This window comes from Chryseobacterium sp. Leaf405, from assembly GCF_001425355.1.
Lineage (GTDB): Bacteria > Bacteroidota > Bacteroidia > Flavobacteriales > Weeksellaceae > Chryseobacterium.
This window is the reverse complement of record NZ_LMQN01000015.1, coordinates 1071814-1089504: the sequence shown is the minus strand read 5'-3', so window position 1 is coordinate 1089504 and position 17691 is coordinate 1071814. Positions and strand designations below refer to the sequence as shown.

The 17691-nt window shown below is 34.0% G+C and carries 19 protein-coding genes and 2 tRNA genes; 14 read left to right on the top strand and 7 right to left on the bottom strand.

Annotation, left to right across the window (positions count from 1 at the left end):
• Positions 1–49: 49 nt before the first annotated feature.
• Complete coding sequence (trxA, locus tag ASG22_RS14910; protein WP_055986233.1) at positions 50–349, top strand: thioredoxin; 300 nt, start codon at positions 50–52, stop codon at positions 347–349.
• A 91-nt stretch (positions 350–440) separates the two neighbouring features.
• On the opposite strand, the gene ASG22_RS14905 is transcribed toward trxA, so the two are convergent.
• Positions 441–1199 (bottom strand): nitrilase-related carbon-nitrogen hydrolase, encoded by a 759-nt coding sequence (locus tag ASG22_RS14905; RefSeq protein ID WP_055986230.1) that lies wholly within the window; start codon positions 1197–1199, stop codon positions 441–443.
• 103 nt (positions 1200–1302) lie between these two features.
• On the opposite strand from ASG22_RS14905, the gene ASG22_RS14900 reads away from it, so the two are divergent.
• The 5 genes from ASG22_RS14900 (at position 1303) to ASG22_RS14880 (ending at position 6398) form a co-directional block, all read left to right on the top strand.
• Positions 1303–1743 carry a DUF6646 family protein gene (locus ASG22_RS14900; RefSeq protein WP_055986228.1) on the top strand — a complete coding sequence of 147 codons (441 nt, stop codon included), beginning with the start codon at positions 1303–1305 and terminating at the stop codon, positions 1741–1743.
• A gap of 104 nt (positions 1744–1847) precedes the next feature.
• Positions 1848–3197 (top strand): RIP metalloprotease RseP, encoded by a 1350-nt coding sequence (rseP, locus tag ASG22_RS14895; RefSeq protein WP_055986225.1) that lies wholly within the window; start codon positions 1848–1850, stop codon positions 3195–3197.
• Positions 3198–3281: 84 nt separating this feature from the next.
• Positions 3282–3355, top strand: a tRNA-Asn gene (locus tag ASG22_RS14890).
• Between the two features lie 221 nt (positions 3356–3576).
• Positions 3577–3650, top strand: a tRNA-Asn gene (locus tag ASG22_RS14885).
• 222 nt (positions 3651–3872) lie between these two features.
• Positions 3873–6398: a DUF5686 family protein gene (locus tag ASG22_RS14880; RefSeq protein ID WP_055986220.1), complete on the top strand. Its 2526-nt coding sequence runs from the start codon at positions 3873–3875 to the stop codon at positions 6396–6398.
• 40 nt (positions 6399–6438) lie between these two features.
• Here ASG22_RS14880 and ASG22_RS21170 read toward each other — a convergent pair whose 3' ends face one another.
• From ASG22_RS21170 to rplU, 4 genes are all read right to left on the bottom strand, one after another.
• On the bottom strand, positions 6439–6624 hold the full coding sequence (locus tag ASG22_RS21170; RefSeq protein WP_055986218.1) for a bacteriocin-like protein: 186 nt from the start codon (positions 6622–6624) through the stop codon (positions 6439–6441).
• Positions 6625–6735: 111 nt separating this feature from the next.
• Entirely contained in the window at positions 6736–6900 is a 165-nt protein-coding gene (locus ASG22_RS20860) for a bacteriocin-like protein (RefSeq protein ID WP_117590800.1), read from the bottom strand.
• A gap of 202 nt (positions 6901–7102) precedes the next feature.
• The gene (rpmA, locus tag ASG22_RS14870; RefSeq protein ID WP_034701234.1) at positions 7103–7360 is read right to left on the bottom strand and encodes a 50S ribosomal protein L27; all 258 of its coding nucleotides are present in this window, start codon (positions 7358–7360) and stop codon (positions 7103–7105) included.
• A gap of 26 nt (positions 7361–7386) precedes the next feature.
• Positions 7387–7767: a 50S ribosomal protein L21 gene (gene rplU, locus ASG22_RS14865; protein ID WP_055986216.1), complete on the bottom strand. Its 381-nt coding sequence runs from the start codon at positions 7765–7767 to the stop codon at positions 7387–7389.
• 181 nt (positions 7768–7948) lie between these two features.
• On the opposite strand from rplU, the gene ASG22_RS14860 reads away from it, so the two are divergent.
• Entirely contained in the window at positions 7949–8836 is an 888-nt protein-coding gene (locus tag ASG22_RS14860) for a hypothetical protein (protein ID WP_055986213.1), read from the top strand.
• Between the two features lie 109 nt (positions 8837–8945).
• Entirely contained in the window at positions 8946–10043 is a 1098-nt protein-coding gene (locus tag ASG22_RS14855; protein WP_055986210.1) for an acyltransferase family protein, read from the top strand.
• On the opposite strand, the gene ASG22_RS14850 is transcribed toward ASG22_RS14855, so the two are convergent.
• Positions 10040–10285 carry a hypothetical protein gene (locus tag ASG22_RS14850; RefSeq protein WP_055986206.1) on the bottom strand — a complete coding sequence of 82 codons (246 nt, stop codon included), beginning with the start codon at positions 10283–10285 and terminating at the stop codon, positions 10040–10042. The genes ASG22_RS14855 and ASG22_RS14850 overlap by 4 nt on opposite strands.
• Positions 10286–10435: 150 nt before the next feature.
• Between ASG22_RS14850 and ASG22_RS14845 the strand changes: the two genes are divergently transcribed.
• The 4 genes from ASG22_RS14845 to ASG22_RS14830 all read left to right on the top strand — a co-directional run bounded on the left by ASG22_RS14845 (position 10436) and on the right by ASG22_RS14830 (position 14087).
• Positions 10436–11017 carry a tRNA-(ms[2]io[6]A)-hydroxylase gene (locus ASG22_RS14845; RefSeq protein WP_055986202.1) on the top strand — a complete coding sequence of 194 codons (582 nt, stop codon included), beginning with the start codon at positions 10436–10438 and terminating at the stop codon, positions 11015–11017.
• A gap of 12 nt (positions 11018–11029) precedes the next feature.
• Positions 11030–11647, top strand: a complete 618-nt coding sequence (locus ASG22_RS14840) for a DUF502 domain-containing protein (protein WP_055986199.1) — start codon at positions 11030–11032, stop codon at positions 11645–11647.
• A gap of 194 nt (positions 11648–11841) precedes the next feature.
• Positions 11842–12927, top strand: a complete 1086-nt coding sequence (locus ASG22_RS14835; RefSeq protein ID WP_055986196.1) for an FAD-dependent oxidoreductase — start codon at positions 11842–11844, stop codon at positions 12925–12927.
• Positions 12928–12929: 2 nt separating this feature from the next.
• Positions 12930–14087 (top strand): pyridoxal phosphate-dependent aminotransferase, encoded by a 1158-nt coding sequence (locus tag ASG22_RS14830; protein ID WP_055986193.1) that lies wholly within the window; start codon positions 12930–12932, stop codon positions 14085–14087.
• 59 nt (positions 14088–14146) lie between these two features.
• Here the strand turns inward: ASG22_RS14830 and ASG22_RS14825 are convergent, their stop codons facing one another.
• Positions 14147–15367, bottom strand: coding sequence for a PQQ-dependent sugar dehydrogenase (locus ASG22_RS14825; RefSeq protein ID WP_055986191.1), 1221 nt, complete (start codon positions 15365–15367; stop codon positions 14147–14149).
• A 108-nt stretch (positions 15368–15475) separates the two neighbouring features.
• Here ASG22_RS14825 and ASG22_RS14820 point away from each other — a divergent pair, with 108 nt between their 5' ends.
• Positions 15476–15850 (top strand): BlaI/MecI/CopY family transcriptional regulator, encoded by a 375-nt coding sequence (locus tag ASG22_RS14820; protein ID WP_055986188.1) that lies wholly within the window; start codon positions 15476–15478, stop codon positions 15848–15850.
• Positions 15847–17691 carry a M56 family metallopeptidase gene (locus ASG22_RS14815; RefSeq protein WP_055986184.1) on the top strand — a complete coding sequence of 615 codons (1845 nt, stop codon included), beginning with the start codon at positions 15847–15849 and terminating at the stop codon, positions 17689–17691. Before ASG22_RS14820 ends, ASG22_RS14815 begins: the two co-directional genes overlap by 4 nt.

Below are 17691 nucleotides of genomic sequence, written 5' to 3'. Positions count from 1 at the left end.
ATAACAAAACAATAAGTCAATACACTTTAGTTTATTAATACATAAAACTATGTCACAAAAATTTCAGGAAATCATAGATTCCGAAAAACCGGTCTTAATCGACTTTTTTGCAACCTGGTGCCAACCCTGCAAAGTGCAGTCTTCGGTTTTAAATACTGTAAAAGAAAACGTTGGTGAAAACGCAAGAATCATCAAGGTAGATGTGGATCAATATCCCGCAATTGCCTCACAATATGGCGTACGTGGTGTTCCGACTTTGGCGGTATTCAAAAAGGGAGAATTATTGTATAAGGAAAGCGGTGTTCATGATGTTAATCGACTGACGCAACTTTTGAAGCAGTATATTTAATTCTTACTTAATAGATATAAAACTATACTTCTGCAGATTTTCACGGATGATTTTAAAAAATTATTTATGAAAATCTGCAGAAGTTTTTATTTTAGTCTAAACCAAAAATCTTAAAATCGTCACGGTCATTCAAAAACTGAAAATGATTTCTAAAGTCTTTCAATTCATCCAGACTCAATTCCCCAGTTACGAGATTTCCGTTTTTATCTGAAATTTCTTTTCCATCCGCAAAAAAACAGTGCGAACTTTCCTGATAAAATAAATCATTTCCATCGGTTCCGATTCTGTTTAAGCCAAAAACAAAAGATAAGTTTTCAATTGCTCTTGCTTTTAACAAATGCTCCCATGCTCCCACTCTTTTTTCAGGCCAGTTGGCAACATATAAAATAGCGTCATAATCATCATTATTTCTTGCAAAAACAGGAAAACGAAGGTCATAACAAACCTGTAATAAAATTCTGAAACCTTTATAATTCACAATCACTCTTTCTTTTCCTGGAGTATATACTTTATCTTCTCCCGAAAATGAAAACAAATGTCTCTTATCATAAAAATCAACTTGAGAATCCGGTTGTAAGAAATACATTCTGTTGAAAAACTTTCCATTTTCTTCCACAGGCGCACTTCCGCAGAAAGCAGCATTTTTTTCTTTTGAAATTTTCTTTAAAAATTCCAACGATTCCAGATTTTTGTCGGCAACTTCATCGGCATCCATGCAAAAACCCGTAGAAAACATTTCAGGTAAAAGGAAAATATCACTTTCCTGATTCTGTAATTCCTTTTCTATTAGTTGAAAGTTTTCCGTTTTATTTTTCCAGATGATATCTAAATTAAGTCCTATGATCTTCATAAACTTTGTTAAAAAACTTCAATAAAAATACGATTTTCCTGTGATTTCGGTTCTATTTTTGTTGAGGATATTTTTTAGTAACAATAGTAAAGAATAAAAATTTATGAAGAAATTGTTTTTTATGGTGATGGTGATTTTCGCAGGAGTTTCCGTAAATGCACAAGCGTGGACAGGAGCAGGAGATCAGAAAATAAACGCAGGATTAAGCGCCTGGGGATATGGAACAGGAATTACAGGAACGTATGATTATGGTTTAAATAATTTGATTTCCGTGGGAGCAGGACTCAATGTTTACTTTGATAATTATAAAGATAATGATGATAAAAACCGTGCTTTTGTTTTCGGAAGAGTGAATTTTCATTTGAAAGAAACTTTACAATTGCCTGAAAAATTAGATATCTATCCCGGTGTTGATGTTGGTATTGTCGGAAAAAATTTCGGATTGGGCGCTCATATTGGTGCAAGATACTTTTTTACAGAGAAAATAGGTGTTTTTGCAGAAGTCGGAAACAATGGCAGCCTTGGAGTTTCCATCAATTTATAAGAAATCATCACATTATATGACAAAGCTTCTCGTTTCGAGGAGTTTTTTTATTTGGCATAGTTTTGATAATTGTTACCTTTGCAAATTAAACATAAAAAGCATTAATGGAAATAGCAATCAAACTGTTTCAATTTATATTGAGCATTTCTATCTTGGTAATCCTTCACGAACTTGGGCATTTCTTACCAGCAAAATATTTTAAGACCAAAGTTGAAAAATTCTACCTTTTCTTTGATCCATGGTTTTCCATCGCCAAGAAAAAAATCGGCGAAACGGAATATGGAATCGGATGGCTTCCTTTTGGTGGATATGTAAAAATCGCAGGAATGGTAGACGAAAGTATGGATACCGAGCAATTGAAACAACCTGCACAACCTTGGGAATTCAGAGCAAAACCGGCTTGGCAGAGATTAATCATCATGTTGGGTGGAGTTACGGTAAACTTTTTCTTAGCTTGGTTGATCTATGGTTGTCTTTCTTTCTTTAACGGAGAAATGTATACTGATCTTACTAAATTCAACAATGGTATCGGTGTAAGTGAAGCAGGAAAAAAAATGGGATTCCAGAACGGTGATAAAATCGTTACTATCGACGGAAAACCTGCCGAAAGATTAGAAAATGCTTCTATCAATATCCTTTTAGGAGATAACGTAACAGTAGTAAGAAACGGAAAAGAAGTTACTTTTCCAGTAAATAAAGACGGTGTTGCAGATGTTTTAAAACAGAAAGAGGCAAAATTATACATTTCTCCAAGATTTCCAATGATTATTGATACTTTAGTAAGTCCGGCTTCAAAAGCTTCAGGCTTGATGAAAGGCGATAAAGTAATCGCAGTAAATGGAAAACAGACACCTTTCTTCGATGAAGTAAGTTCTACACTATTAGAAAACAAGGGAAAAACAATTGCTATTGATGTCGTAAGAAACGGAAAACCGGAAACGATTTCAATTGCTGTTGATGAAGACGGAAAATTAGGTGTTGGCGTTGATCAGAAAGCATTGGCAAGTGTAGTAACAAACAAACAGTATTCTTTCGGAGAGTCTATTCCAAGAGGTTTAGAAAGAACGATTGAAGCCTTGACTATGCAGGTTAAACAATTTAAAATCATGTTCAACTCAAAAATTCAAGGATATAAAAATGTTGGTGGGCCGATTGCTATTGTAAAAAATATGCCGGTTGACAGAGCTGCTGACGGAAGTATCGGAATCAATTGGGCAGCTTTCTGGAGTTTTACAGCAATGTTTTCTATCTGGTTGGCATTTTTGAACCTAATTCCTATCCCGGGATTGGATGGTGGACACGTAATTTTCACATTATATGAAATGATTGTTGGAAAACCTGTTCCTCAAAAAGTATTGGAAAACGCCCAGATGATTGGGGTTATCTTCCTGTTAGGCTTGATGTTACTGATCTTCGGAAGTGACATATTCAAGATCTTTACCAATAAGTTATAATATTTTTGAAATTTTTCAATAAAAATATTTGTAGGGTATAAATATTCGTCCTATATTTGCACCACTTAAAACAAAGGACATTATTCCTCCTTAGCTCAGTTGGTTAGAGCATCTGACTGTTAATCAGAGGGTCGCTGGTTCGAGCCCAGCAGGAGGAGCTAAAAGACTTACAGAAATGTAAGTCTTTTTTTATTTTCAAAATTCTAAAAATCAGCTTTAATTTCTCTAAATTTAAATCACTGATAAATAATTAAATAGCCTTAAAACACCCGCTACCACACGAAAAAATTCAATATTTTTAAAATAAATAGTTGCATACTATTATTTTTCATATTATATTTGCACCACTTAAAACAAAGGACATTCCTCCTTAGCTCATTCCTCCTTAGCTCAGTTGGTTAGAGCATCTGACTGTTAATCAGAGGGTCGCTGGTTCGAGCCCAGCAGGAGGAGCTAAAAGACTTACAGAAATGTAGGTCTTTTTTATTTTATATCGTTTTATTCATATTTAAGTCTAGACTTTAACAAAACAATAACTATAACACGTTAAAATGATGATGTTATTTCGTTACATTTGCAGTTTTGTATTTAAATGCATTAAAATTTAAATATTATTTACTTATTACAATAAATCTGCATACTTTTTGTTTATGCAATAGCTTGAAGAAACAACAAATGTTAATTAATAACTCGAAATATTATCCTCTTTTCCTTCTTATCTTTTTTTCCGACTTTATCTGTGCGCAGAACTCAGCAAAAGGCAGAATTGTAGACTCGAAAACCAATAAAGAAATCTCCGGTGTTGATATTTTCATTAATGAAAATGACAAGCCATCACAAACAACGGCTTCAGGGAATTTTAGCATTCAGTCTGACAGTATTATTTATAAATTAAAATTCCAGAGAAAAAGCTATGCGCTAGAATTCGTGAATGTAACTTCTGAAAATGCAGAAAATATTTTTGTAAAATTAGCTCAAGAAAAAGTCAGCAGCATTGAAGAAGTTGTCATTCACAACGAAAAACCAAAATACAAAAATAAGAAAGAGAATCCGGCATATGCTATCATGCAGAAAGTCTGGGAAAGAAAAAGGAACAACGGTTTAGACAAATTTGATACATATACTTTCAAAGAATACGAAAAAATTCAGTTTGATGCCAATAATCTGGATAGTGTTTTCATGAAGAGAAAAATCTTTAACAAGATGGATTTCATTTTTGATTACACAGATTCTACCGCAAGCGGAAAGATTGGACTTCCGATCTTTTTGAACGAAGCTATTTACGAAAATTACGGAGAAAATAAACCTGGCAAAAAAACAAAAAAACTGCTTGTTGCGCAGAAAACATCAGGATTTCAGGACAATCAGATTGTTACTTTAACGGCGAAAAATCTTTATCGTGATATTAATATTTATGACAATACGTTAAATTATTTTGATATCGGTTTTCCAAGTCCAGTTGGAGAAACAGGATTCAGCACCTACGACTATAACCTTATTGATACGATTTCGGTAAGAGGAGAAAAAGCCTACAAAATCCGCTATCAGCCAAAAAGAACCGAAGTTTTAGCTTTTCAGGGCTATCTTTTTATTGATACAGACAGCTATGCCGTTTTGGGAGCAACATTGAAATCGACACAAAAAATCAATGTTAATTTCATTAATGGAATTTCTACTGAATTGGAGTACGACAATCCCGATGAAAATACTTTCTTACCAAGAAAATTCGTCACAGAGATAGAAATGACCCCTTTTTCTAAAAAGAAATCAGCAAAAAGTATTGTAGCAAAAAGATCAGTCGATTATTCTGAGTATGAATTTAATAAGCCTCTTGATGATAAAGTTTTTGTACGAAAAGAGGAAGAATATGACGATGCATTCACAGATAAAGATGATGCTTTCTGGGTAAAGGCAAGACCTGATTCATTATCAAAAACCGAACAGGGAGTCTATGAGATGCTTGATAAATTACAGCAGACTCCTAAATTCAACAGAATTGTAAAAATATATGAAACGTTGGGCTCAGGCTATTATAACGTTTTTAAAGCTATTGATATTGGTCCAATATTCTCAATTTATGGAAAAAATGAAGTGGAAGGAGACAGAATTCGACTGGGAGCGAGAACTTATTTCACAAGAAATGACCCTTGGAGACTTCAGTTTTATACGGCTTACGGATTTAAAGATCAACAGGTAAAATATGGTGCTGAAGGTCGATTTATGTTTAACAGAGTCAATAGATTCACTGTTGGAGCAGGAACACGAAGAGACATTCTTCAGTTGGGAGTTCAATTAACCAACGACGACGGAATTATGGCGAGAACCTTCGCTTCTTCCACGCTTTTTGCAAGAGGAGAGAATGCTTCATTAAGTTCGGTAAATCAAACCAACGTTTTCACGTCTATCGAACCCTGGAAAAACTTTCAGGTAAGGTTAGACGGTACTATGCAAAGTATTAAATCTGCTAATCCGGCAGGGTTCAATTTAATGTATTACAAAAACGGAGCTCTAAGACAAACAACGAACGATTCGCACTTTACGTTTAGTTTAATCGCAAGACCAGGCGCTAAATTCTCACAAACCGGAATCGACAGATACGAACACGGAACATTGGCACCAACCATTGTTTTAAAATATACAAAAGGCGTTGAAGGCTTATTCGGATCTGATTTCAGTTATAATAAATTACAGTTTATGTTCTACAAACCGATGCTGATCGGAAGTTGGGGTAAAACATTGGTTAGTTTTGAAGCAGGAAAAAATTTCGATACCGTTCCATTGGCATTACAGAATGTAATCCCCGGAAACCAGTCTTACAGTTTGGCTCAAAATACTTTTGCACAGCTTAATTATTATGAGTTTGTAGCAGACACTTACACAACGCTTCATTTAGAGCATCATTTTAACGGTAAAATCCTTTCCTACATCCCTTTGATTAAGAAATTAAAATTGAGGGAAATCGCATTCATAAGAGGAGCTTACGGAACGTTGAGCGATGCATCTAAAGCAATTAATGTGGAAGGAATTAAATATTCTGCGCCCAGCGAACATATTTATTATGAATACGGAGTAGGAATTGAAAATATAGGTTTCGGGAATCTTAGAATTTTCCGAGTAGATTTCAACTGGAGAGGAAATTATCTTGACAGACCGGATATTTCCACTTTCGGCATTAAAGCCGGATTCCAAGTTGGTTTTTAAAATATAAATCTCCTTCAAATTTGAAGGAGATTTTTTCATTTTAAGATTCTGCCGGATAATCTTTACAGCTATTACAGTGAGCAACAATATACACAATACCGCAAGAAGGTCTTTGCCCTTCAGGAATTTTACAATAAATATCGCAAGGCAGACAGTCTTTTACAGGAAGTGCTCCTCCCATTACATTTTTAAGTTCGTTTCTGTTGATTTTCTTTAAATTTTTCATAGTAATTGATTTTAATTTGACGTTTGATAAATGTAAGGAATAATATTTTATCAGGATTTCATAAAAAAGCCCCATAAAACTGAGGCTTAGATATAATGAGTAATGTGATATTTAGCAATCACAAGGTGTGTCAAGAACAGCATTTAAACAATGCGCTTTTTGCCAGGCAGACCAAGTACACCATTCAGCACACCAATTTGCCAAAGGAGGACATCTTTCTGCTCCACCATTAATATTTTTCAAATTTTTCTTCGTTAGTTTTTTTAGATTTTTCATAATATTTTGTTTTAATTTGTCGCCTACTCTATTTGCTTTTCGGCTTCCGCAACTAATTTGTTATTTGATTGTTACCAAATATAAAAACATTTCACCACATATAGAATAAATTATAAAAATTTAACTTTTTAAATAAAATTGGGCACAACAAAAAATCCTCAACATCAATGCTGAGGATTTTAATTTTTATGAAACGCTACAATTAAGCGTTCGGCTCTACAGATACAAAAGACCTGTTGTTTGCTTTCTTTCTGAAAACTACTTTACCGTCTACTAAAGCAAACAAAGTGTGGTCTTTACCCATTCCCACGTTAGTACCCGGGTGGTGTTGCGTACCTCTTTGTCTGATAATAATATTACCGGCAATAGCTTCTTGTCCTCCGAAAATCTTAACACCTAATCTTTTAGAATGAGATTCTCTACCGTTTTTGGAACTACCAACTCCTTTCTTATGTGCCATTTTATTTTAAGGTTTTTTGGTTTAAATTATTCTGCGCTTTCAGCGTCAGCTTTTTTAGTTGTTTTCTTAGCAGGCTTTTCTGCTTTTTTAGCTCCTTCAAATCCTGTAATACCAGTAATCTGAATTTGAGTTAAAGATTGTCTGTGACCATTCTTTACCTGATAACCTTTTCTTCTTTTCTTTTTGAAAACGATTACTTTATCAGCTTTTACATGATCAAGGATCTCGGCTTCCACAGTGATTCCGCTTACAGCTGGGGCGCCTACAGTGATTGCTCCGTTTACAGTAAGAAGTACTTTATCGAAAGATACTTTTCCTCCTTTGTCTCCTTTCAAACGGTTCACAAACAACTTCTGGTCTTGCTCAACTTTATATTGAAGCCCTGCTATTTCTACAATTGCAAACATTGTTTATAAATTTTTAGTTATTTCGAGGTGCAAATATAAGAATAAATTTCTAAATACCTTACAATCAAAACAATCTTTTTATTATTTTAAAAATTAACTATGTTTTGAATATTATCTCACAATAAAGTGACAATAAATTGCGTTTAAAGTTATACATTCGTTAACACCTAAATTTATTTATATGAAAAGAAACATCTATTTTCCACTCCTTGTGGGAGCCATTGCTGCACTCTCATTGTCAGCTTGTAACGACGATTCAATGGACAGTCCTGCACAAACAGAACAACAACCGGAAAATCTCAAGATCGAACAGCCCAATGCATTGGAAAAAGTATGTTATTACGTAGATCAATACTGGAATTCTACGGCAGTTCTTACCACATCACTTCCAAATTCTGCTGATACCAACTTCATGAATTCTCAAATGACACAGATCGCAGGTTTATGGGGAAGAACCAGTCCAACGCTGAGATTTGTCAATGATCCTTCAAGTCCAAACTCTACCTACAACGCAATTTCTTATTCTACAGGGAAAATTTATTATGGATATGCCATCTATGCAGATGCCAAAAATAAGGGCGGAAATATTGTTAATGCCATGATTTTGGCTCACGAATACGGTCATCAGCTTCAGTATATATTCGGATTACCTTCTGTAAGTGAATCAACCGCAAGACCAAATGAACTGGAAGCAGACGGTTTTGCAGGATATTATCTGAGAAGACCAAACGGTTACAATCAAACAACGTTTGCGCAGATTGCAGCTGCTTACGAATTCGCACAAAGCATCGGAGATTATCAGACAACAAGTGCAGGGCATCACGGAACTCCGCCACAAAGAAGATCTGCCGTTCGTTTAGGATTTTTACTAGGTCAGTACGATCTTACAGCTTCTTCATTTGATTATAACTTCTTCTATTATTATCAGGGAGTTTTAAACGGAACTTATAAAATGGGCAAAAATTCTCAATATCCTGAAATTGACGCTTACATGAGCCAATATACAGACGAATTGAGAAAAATTCAGAACGGAGAAATCTCTGCGGAAGAATTTAAAGACCTTAAATAAAATTCATTTTTGATATATCTTTCTCATGGAGGTAAGGCGTTTGTCTTGCCTCTTTTTGTTTAATAAATATTCACAAAGTTTAATTACTTTTGAAAATCATAGCAAAAAAATGAAAAGAGACCTTTATATTGATTTCGCAAAAGGATTGGCAACCCTTTCCATCATATTTATTCACACCGCTTTTTGGTCGGGACAGTTTTATATTCCGGTAGAAATCCGGGTATTTTCCTTGGTTTTTGATGTTGCCTTATTTTATGCTTTAAGCGGAATTACTTCAGGTTCAAATATCGAAAAAACATTTTACAGATTATTGAAATTACAGATTACGTACATGATTTTCGTTACGTTTCTATTCTTTGCAGATTACTTTTTTAAAGTTTTTGGACTAACTTTTTTCTCGTTAGAATGGCTGCAAAGTTTTTACTCAACATTCGGGTCAAAATATGCAACCACCAGTATTTCAAATATCCCACAATGGCAAAATCTTGGAAATTGGTATCTTCATCAATATACAAACGCAGATACTTTTCCTGTTGTGATGGGAAGTTTCTGGTATTTGAAAGTATATTTTATACTAACAGTCTTTGGTGTTTTAATTTTAAGATTTTTCCCGAAACATATCAATTGGTTCATCGGACTTTGTATCGTTTTGACATTTTTATTTAATATTTTTCCTGAAATGTATCCCACAGGACAAGTTGGCTACGTTGCTTTTTATATGACAATTTTCTTAGCCGCCAACAAATTGCGAGGCAAAAAAATTCCCACAAAAATAATTCCTGTGTTGTATGCAACCGTAGCAGCAGCTTTAATAGGAATGTCTTGGTATTACGGAGCAGATATTTTTTATAAAATCAATAAAAATAAATTCCCTCCCCAGATTCCTTATATTATCTGGACATTCTTTTCACTGGTAACATTATTTGTATTTTACAACAGATTAAAAATTTCCAGAGAAAGTTTCATTACCCATGTCGGTAAAAATGCCATTTTCTTTTATTTTGGACAAGGCATAAGTTCATCATTGGTTTATTTTTTAGTAGTTCCGTTAAAAGAATATATGCCTTGGTGGATCTTAATGATTATAATTTACGGTGTTAATATTATGTTAGCTTTCCTCATTTCATTAGGATTGAAAAAAATAGATCATCTCGGATGGAATATCCTTGAGTTTCTAAGAAGAAAAACTGCCAATAAAACCGTTTAATTTTCCCCTCTTCTTCCTCCTCTCACGAAAAGTGCAATGATAATTAACAATAAAATCCCACCGCCAATTAGATACATGGGATCTGCATACCATTCAGTTGTAGTTGTACTTGTGCTCGTATTTTCTTTAGTAACTACTCCTCCAGCAGTATCCTGGGCAAAAGCAAAAAAAGACATACACATAGTGAACAGCAATACTAATGAACGATTTACTTTTGATTTAAAATTTGTAATTGTTTTCATTTTTTTAATATTTATTTGGTTATAAAGACAATAACAAAAAAAATACCAGCATCTTACTATTTGAAAAAATTTATATGTAAGGAGGCTTACAGTATAAATAAAATCCAATCATATCACAAATTATTTTAATTTTACAAAAAATTTACAAATATGTTTAAGTTGAAGCTCACGACCGATCCGAGATGGGCAAATATTGCAGAAGGAAACATTCAGGAAATTTTGACGGATCATGCGTGGTGTGAGCAAAAAGCAGCAACCAATGCCATCGGATTGATTACAATGCTTCCAGAACGTCCCGACATTATCAGTGAACTTTTGATGATTGCTCAGGAAGAATTGGAACATTTTGGTCAGGTGCTTGAAATTATCAAGAAACGAGGTTATACTTTTGGACGTACACGAAAAGACGATTACGTGAACGAACTGGTTAATTTCATTCAGAAAGGAGGGCATAGAGATACTTTAATTGTCGACAAAATGCTTTTTGCAGCGATAATTGAAGCAAGAAGCTGTGAACGATTTAAAGTTTTGACTGAAAATATCAAAGACGAAGAACTTAAAACTTTTTACAGAGAATTAATGATTTCTGAAGCGAATCATTACACCACTTTCATCGGGTTTGCAAGACAGCTTGGAGACGAGGAAAAAGTAAACAAACGTTGGGAAGAATGGCTGGAATACGAAGCTAAAGTCATTCAGTCTTACGGAAAAAGTGAAACCATTCACGGATAAAAAATATTTGCATTGAAAAAACTGACGTTTGAAAATATTACAAATTTCTTCCTGAAAAACTTCTTTCAGGGATTAGTAATTATCGGTCCGATCGGGCTGACAATTTCTGTAATATGGTATGTTGTTACTTCTATTGACAACATCATTCCGTCTGTGGCAAAGGAAATTCCGGGATTAGTTTTTATTTCTACCATTTTAATAACAGCAATTTTAGGATTTTTAGGAAACAAATTCGTTCTTGGAAAATTCTTCTTCGATTCTATGGATCGGCTGTTGGAAAAAACTCCCGGAGTAAAACATATTTACACCCCTACAAAAGATGTAATGTCTTCATTTGTAGGCGATAAGAAGAAATTCAACGATCCTGTTTGGGTAAAAACCAATGAAAATCCGGAAATCTGGAGAATTGGGTTTTTAACACAAAAAGAAATGGCCGACGTAGAAAAACACAATTACGTTGCTGTTTATCTTCCGCATTCTTACGCAATTTCCGGTTGGGTAATTGTAACGGAAGAAAAAAATATCAAACCTGTAGTAGGTATGACGGCCGCTTCTGCCATGAAATTTGCAGTAAGTGGAGGTGTTGCAGGATTCCATTCTGATGACAATATTTTCAAAGCACCGGAATAATATTTCTCTTACTTTCATTTAATATCAAATTCAGATATTATCACTTATATTTTCTTTATTGATAATATACAATCAATTAAAGAGACTACTTCATATCGACTAAAATAACAATGCGGATATTTCACCGTTTTTTTAAATTTTAGTGATTGAAAATTTCACATTTTAATAAAACTAACAACGACTAAATTAATAGAATGAGCAAAGTTGCAATCATAGGAGCTGGAGTTTCAGGATTGAGCATGGCAAATTATTTGGAAAATAATAATATCAATTACCATCTCTACGAAAGAAGAACCCCAAATGACCTGAAAGGACACGGATTTATTCTTCCCAAAGAAGGCATTGAGTTTCTGTCAAGCATTATAAACATTGATGATCTTTACGAAAAAGGAAGTTTCCTTAAAAAATATATTCATTACAGTCAAAGCGGAGAAGTTATTTCTGAGAAAGACCTTGATGATGTTTTTGTGGTTTCCAGAAGTGCATTGATAGAAATTCTGGCAAAAGGAGTTCCTGCCGAAAAAATTTCTTATGAAAAAACGGTGAATTTTAATGGATTTTCAGAGGGAAAAGCCAATATCATGCTTGATGAAACCACAACCCTAGAAGCTGATTTAGTTATTGCTTCCGACGGTTCCAGAAGCAGAATCAGAAGGAATATTTTTCAGGATGAAGTAATGAAAGCTGTTCTGGAAAATGAAGTTGTGAATATTATCGAAAATGAAGAATTGGCAAGTCAGATTGAAAGTAATTTTCTAAAATATCATCATGAAAACGGTGGATTGACCTTTGGAGTTTTAAAATTATCTGCCTATAAAATCCTTTGGTATTGTCAGTTTGACATTACTAAATTCTTTATTAATGAAGATTATACACCGGATTGCATCAGACAATTTATGCTGGATAATTTCGGTGATTGGAATCCTTTGATTTCATCTATCATTGAAGGCTCAAGCTACAACAATGCTCACATTTGGAGAGTTTATGAACTGGAAAAGCTAAATCCTTTTTATCACGAGAATGTCGTTTTTATCGGTGATGCAGCTCATCCTTTGATCCCTTTTACAAGTCAGGGCGTAACTTCTGCATTGAAAGATTCTTTTACATTAACGAATCTTTTAGTTGAAGGCAATGATCTTCAGGAAACATTCAGAAAATATGAAGAGGAAAGACGACCTGAAATCGATATTCACATCAAAAATGGAAGAGCTTTATTAGAGCAATTCCTTTTACCGCTGAGCGAACAACCGAAAAATACATTACCAATTTCATACAAATAAAAATGTTTACAAACAACGATATTAATTTCGAAGCCCTGAAAAGAAAAGCTTTCAATGGCAGATGGGCAACTTTAGAAGACGGAATAATTCCTTTAACGGCAGCAGATCCGGATTTCAGAATGTCAACAGAAATCGAACAGGGTATTATTGAATATATTAAGGACGGATATTTAAGTTACGGTCCATTCTCCGGACTTCCTGAGTTCAAAAAAAGTGTTTCGGAACATTTTAATACTGAAAAAAAAGGAAGCTTTACTTCTGATAACGTGTTGGCAGTAAACAGTGCTGCAATGGGAATGTTTATGGTTGCAAAATACGTTTTAAATCCTGGAGATGAAGCTATCATTTTTGATCCGGTAGATTTTCTGTTTAAAAAAACGGTAGATGCAGTTGGCGGAAATATTAAATTATGTGCCGTAGATTCTCAGACCGGAGATATTGATTTTGAAATGTTAGTCTCTTTAATTTCACCAAAAACAAAATTGATTAGCATTTGTAACCCTCACAATCCTGTGGGAAGAGTCTATTCTAAAGAAATTTTACAAAAAATTGCTGAAATTGCCGCTGCCCACGATCTTTGGGTAATGAGTGACGAAATCTGGAGCGATATTGTGTATGATAAAAAAGAATTTAACACGTATTCTTCTGTTTCTGAGCATGCAAAAAAGAAAAGTTTCACGGTTTTCGGATTTTCAAAATCGTTTGGAATTGCCGGCTTGAGAATTGGAGCCGTTTTATGTAACGATCAGGAATTGATGGATGATTTCACGGAGAAATCTCATTTTAATTCTACTATTGAAGGTGTTTCTACGTTGTCGCAAATTGCTGCAAGCGTCGCTATTGACAAAGCAAAACCTTGGTTTAATGATTTTTTAACTCATTTACAGCATAACAGAGATTTAGCTCATACAATATTAAGTAATTCCGGAGTTTTAACACCAAATTTACCGGAAGCTACATTCGTTATTTTCCCTAAAATTGAAAACGGAATGTCGAGTGATGAATTTGCTCAGCATGTTTTAAAACAAGGAAAAGTAGCCATTGTTCCCGGTTCAGAAAGATGGTTCGGAAAAGGCGCCGAAGGTCATGTGAGAATCTGTTTCTCTACTTCACAGGAAATTCTGATTGAAGGTTTGAATAGATTAATTAATAGTTTTTAAAAAAGTTTGGGGCAAAATCTTCGATTGCCCCAAACTTTTTAATCGCTTATTTTAAAGAATTATTTCTTAGAAATTTTATACAGTTTTCCGCTGTCCGTCACTGCATACAAATTTCCGTCACTTCCATTCAAAACATCACGAAATCTTTCTTTCTGATCTGCTAAAAGTCTTTCTTCACCGACAACTTTATTGTCTTTCATAACGATTCGGTTGATATGTTCGCCGCTGAGACATCCAATCATTAAATTACCTTTCCACTCATCAATATTTCCTGTATAAAACGTGACTCCACTTGGAGAAATCACCGGATCCCAATAATAAACAGGTTGTTCTGTTCCTGCTTTTTGCGTTGTTCCATTATTGATTTTGCTGCCGGAATATTCAATTCCATAAGTAACATCTCCCCAACCGTAGTTTTTTCCGGTTTGAATTAAATTGATTTCATCACCTCCTCTTGGTCCCATTTCAACATCCCACAAAGTTCCGTTTGGATCAATCGCCATTCCCTGAGGATTTCTGATTCCATAGGCGTATATTTCAGGTTTAAATCCAGCTTTTCCGACAAAAGGATTTCCCGGTGCAGGTTTTCCGTCTTTGGTAATTTTTAAAATTTTACCCAAATAATTATCTGTTCTTTGAGCGTAGACTCTTGTTTCTTTATCAGATCTTTCGCCCGTACTTACAAACAGATTTCCATTTTTATCAAATGCCAGTCGACTTCCGTAATGTTTATCACCATCATATGTTGGAGTCGCTCTAAAAATAACTTTTATGTCAGAAATATTCTTTAAATCAGAAGAAAGCATTCCTTTTCCAACTGCTGTATGATTTCCTTTCTCGTAAGGTTCAGAAAAACTGAAATAAATAATATTATTTGTTTTAAAATCGGGATCTAGCGCCACATCAAGCATTCCGCCCTGACCTTTTGAATCCACTTTCGGGAATCCCTCAATTTTAGAGATCAGTTTTCCGTCTGCCGAAACTACATTCATGTACCCTCTTTTATCGGTGATTAAAAATCTCCCGTCCGGCAGGTTGATAATTCCCCACGGTTTCCCAAGATCAGTACTCAAAACTTCAACAGTATACGGCGCTGTCGTTTTTACTGCTTTTATTCTTGTTTGTCCGGCAAATGCTGGTTTATATTCAGGCGAATTTGGCTTTTCCGTTTCTACGCTTCCGTCTTTTCCAAGTTGCTGGGCATTTGCATTACCATCCTTACAAGATGTTAAAAATAAAAAAAGACTCAACGTTGGAATATAAAATTTATTGATTTTCATATAAATACGATTTAGTGATAATGAATAACATGGAAAAATAATGCCATAAAATTTGGTAATTTAAATTATTATTCTACATTTGTAGAATAAAATAACAACACGTAGAATATGAAAGAAGTAAAACTTACCGATACCGAAAAAGATCTCATGGAAATCCTCTGGGCAAAAGAAAAAGTTTTCATGAAAGATATTTTAGAATCTTACCAGGAACCGAAACCTGCAACCACAACCATTGCTACTCTTTTAAAAAGAATGCAGAACAAAGATCTTGTAGGCTACATATTGTATGGAAACTCCCGTGAATACTACCCAAAAGTAGCGAAAGGAGAATATTTTAAGGAAGAAATGTCTTCTATGATTGACCGTTTTTTCAACAGTTCGGTGACGCAGTTTGCATCATTTTTTACATCCAATGCAAAACTTTCACAAAAACAACTGAAAGAACTCCGAGAAATTATTGACAAGCAAATTGATGAAAAATGATAATCTTATTCAAAATAATCCTGTGTTCAGGACTTTTGCTTGGGTTATATTATATATTCTTAGCAAAGGAAAAAACCTTTACATTTAATAGGTTTTATCTGCTTTTCGGACTAGGATTTTCTTATAGTATTCCTTTCGTAACGATTGAAAAAGAAGCACCAGAAGGCGACAAACCTACATTTGTTTTTGAGACAATTACCCAACAGCCAGCTTCGGAAATAATGGCTCCGGCAAAAGAAACTTTTAATTATGAAAATCTGTTTATTATCGTTTATGCAATTGTTGCAGTTTTCTTTTTATTAAAATTCATCTATTCTATTATTAAAATTAAAAAACTTAAAGGGGAAAAAATCATTTATAACAACAAAAAGATCATTTTACTGAAAAAGGAAATGGCTCCTTTCAGTTTTATGAACACCATTTATTTTGCTAAAAGCTATTTAAAAAGTAGCAGAATAGACGAAAATATGTTTCTCCACGAACAAATTCACGTCGACCAAAAACATTCTCTGGATATTTTCTTCGTTGAAATTCTGAAAATCCTGATGTGGTTTAATCCGTTTATTTATGTCTACAAGAAAGCGATTGCTACCAATCACGAATTCTTGGCTGATGAAAAGGTAATTGGCAGAAACAATGACATCAAAAGCTATCAGCAACTCATTCTAAGTGAAATTTTAAAGCAGCAAAACCTTGATTTAATACATCCATTCAATTTCGATAACACCAAAAAACGATTTATTATGATGACAACTAAAAATTCAAAATTTGCACCAGTAAAAAAGTATCTTTCGATCCCTATTTTTCTCGGACTAATATTTGTTTTCGCTGAAAAAGTATACGCCAATAATCCTACTGAAATGACGAGTAAAGGAACTGAAAGATTTCAGACATCAACATCAGATCAAAAAAATAATTCTGAAGCTTATGAGGAATTTATCAAAATTACAGAGAAGTATAAAGATATTATTGATAATAAAGATTTTGAAAGATTTAAAACAGAAGTTCCGAGAGCTGAGCAGGTAAAACTGGTTGAATTGTTTGATAAAATAGAGATTAAAAACAGACTAAATCTGCCAATTTGGATTCATTATGATGAAATCAACAAACAGATTCCAACTCAAAAACAGTTAAATCAATTTCTTGACACCAAATTCAATGTAACTCTTGATGGAAATACTGTAGAAAACAGTATTTTGAAAAACTATAAAACAACCGATTTTTACAGTGTCTATGTTCTCAAAATTCATCCTAAAAATCCTGATTATGGAAAATTTGATTACTCAGTGACTTTATATACACCACAATATGCCAAGAAATTCAATAGCCAGAAGAATATTGCTGTAAGCTTCAAACAAACTGACAACAGTGAATATGAGGAATATTTGAAAACAGTAAAAACAGAGTCTAAAAAAATAATAACCGAGACTAAAAAAGTTATGGATACCATTCGCCCAAAAGAAGGTAAAAACACAAAAATAGATCAGGAAGTCGTACAGACCACAAAAGAGGTTACAGCAACAAAAGATGAAAATATTCTCGTTCCTCAATATCCCGGAGGTATCAATGAATTAAGAACCAAAATTGCGAAATCATTTGACGGTTCAAGATTAGAATCTAATAAAACCAAAGAAATACGTAGAACCGATCTTTCATATACGGTTACTGAAGATGGAAATGTAACAGATATAAAAGCATCCGGCAGTAATGAACAATTTAATAATGAGACCGTTATCTCATTTAGAAAAGCAAATGAAAACATAACGTGGAAACCTGCTGAAAAAGATGGAAAACCGATTCGATACAGAATGAGAATTCCTTTAATGATGTCATTTCAATAA

What these genes read in the sequence shown, in the direction of transcription:
- trxA (WP_055986233.1), top strand. Translation starts at nt 50, where the DNA reads ATGTCACAAAAATTTCAGGAAATCATAGATTCCGAAAAACCGGTCTTA.
- ASG22_RS14905 (WP_055986230.1), bottom strand. Translation starts at nt 1,199, where the DNA reads ATGAAGATCATAGGACTTAATTTAGATATCATCTGGAAAAATAAAACG.
- ASG22_RS14900 (WP_055986228.1), top strand. Translation starts at nt 1,303, where the DNA reads ATGAAGAAATTGTTTTTTATGGTGATGGTGATTTTCGCAGGAGTTTCC.
- rseP (WP_055986225.1), top strand. Translation starts at nt 1,848, where the DNA reads ATGGAAATAGCAATCAAACTGTTTCAATTTATATTGAGCATTTCTATC.
- ASG22_RS14880 (WP_055986220.1), top strand. Translation starts at nt 3,873, where the DNA reads ATGTTAATTAATAACTCGAAATATTATCCTCTTTTCCTTCTTATCTTT.
- ASG22_RS21170 (WP_055986218.1), bottom strand. Translation starts at nt 6,624, where the DNA reads ATGAAAAATTTAAAGAAAATCAACAGAAACGAACTTAAAAATGTAATG.
- ASG22_RS20860 (WP_117590800.1), bottom strand. Translation starts at nt 6,900, where the DNA reads ATGAAAAATCTAAAAAAACTAACGAAGAAAAATTTGAAAAATATTAAT.
- rpmA (WP_034701234.1), bottom strand. Translation starts at nt 7,360, where the DNA reads ATGGCACATAAGAAAGGAGTTGGTAGTTCCAAAAACGGTAGAGAATCT.
- rplU (WP_055986216.1), bottom strand. Translation starts at nt 7,767, where the DNA reads ATGTTTGCAATTGTAGAAATAGCAGGGCTTCAATATAAAGTTGAGCAA.
- ASG22_RS14860 (WP_055986213.1), top strand. Translation starts at nt 7,949, where the DNA reads ATGAAAAGAAACATCTATTTTCCACTCCTTGTGGGAGCCATTGCTGCA.
- ASG22_RS14855 (WP_055986210.1), top strand. Translation starts at nt 8,946, where the DNA reads ATGAAAAGAGACCTTTATATTGATTTCGCAAAAGGATTGGCAACCCTT.
- ASG22_RS14850 (WP_055986206.1), bottom strand. Translation starts at nt 10,285, where the DNA reads ATGAAAACAATTACAAATTTTAAATCAAAAGTAAATCGTTCATTAGTA.
- ASG22_RS14845 (WP_055986202.1), top strand. Translation starts at nt 10,436, where the DNA reads ATGTTTAAGTTGAAGCTCACGACCGATCCGAGATGGGCAAATATTGCA.
- ASG22_RS14835 (WP_055986196.1), top strand. Translation starts at nt 11,842, where the DNA reads ATGAGCAAAGTTGCAATCATAGGAGCTGGAGTTTCAGGATTGAGCATG.
- ASG22_RS14830 (WP_055986193.1), top strand. Translation starts at nt 12,930, where the DNA reads ATGTTTACAAACAACGATATTAATTTCGAAGCCCTGAAAAGAAAAGCT.
- ASG22_RS14825 (WP_055986191.1), bottom strand. Translation starts at nt 15,367, where the DNA reads ATGAAAATCAATAAATTTTATATTCCAACGTTGAGTCTTTTTTTATTT.
- ASG22_RS14820 (WP_055986188.1), top strand. Translation starts at nt 15,476, where the DNA reads ATGAAAGAAGTAAAACTTACCGATACCGAAAAAGATCTCATGGAAATC.
- ASG22_RS14815 (WP_055986184.1), top strand. Translation starts at nt 15,847, where the DNA reads ATGATAATCTTATTCAAAATAATCCTGTGTTCAGGACTTTTGCTTGGG.